We start from the raw sequence: 334 nt of genomic DNA, 5'->3' as shown, positions 1-334 counted from the left end.
CTTAATATCACTCATAGCGTTCTACCATCACCTTCTTATTCCAAACTAAAGGAAGCATCTCCTCAATCCCTTCAAGAGGAATTCCAAAAGTTTTCCATCTCTTACCGAAAAATAAAACTTCTTTATCTTCCCAATCATGAAGATCACCTTTTGGTATTGCTAGAGTATACTCTGCTTTCCGTCCAGTTAGATTCATCTGGCTTGTGATATCTTCCGTTGAAGATGGAGATATAAGGACATTATCCACAAAAGTTTCAACTTCCTCAAAAATGGGATGACCAAAGTCATCCCTTCCCTTCTCAACGGTTTCTATAAGAGTGATCGTAATACCTTT

1 protein-coding gene is annotated in these 334 nt (G+C 37.7%); it reads right to left on the bottom strand.

The window, feature by feature from the left end:
• Positions 1-7 precede the first annotated feature (7 nt).
• A partial coding sequence (locus SPADD19_RS11120; protein ID WP_128861650.1) for a hypothetical protein occupies positions 8-334 on the bottom strand: 327 nt, incomplete at its 5' end.

The organism is Streptococcus parasanguinis (assembly GCF_001578955.1).
Taxonomy (GTDB): Bacteria; Bacillota; Bacilli; order Lactobacillales; family Streptococcaceae; genus Streptococcus; species Streptococcus parasanguinis_U.
The sequence above is the reverse complement of the archived record's forward strand: the minus strand, read 5'-3'. Positions and strand labels throughout refer to the sequence as shown.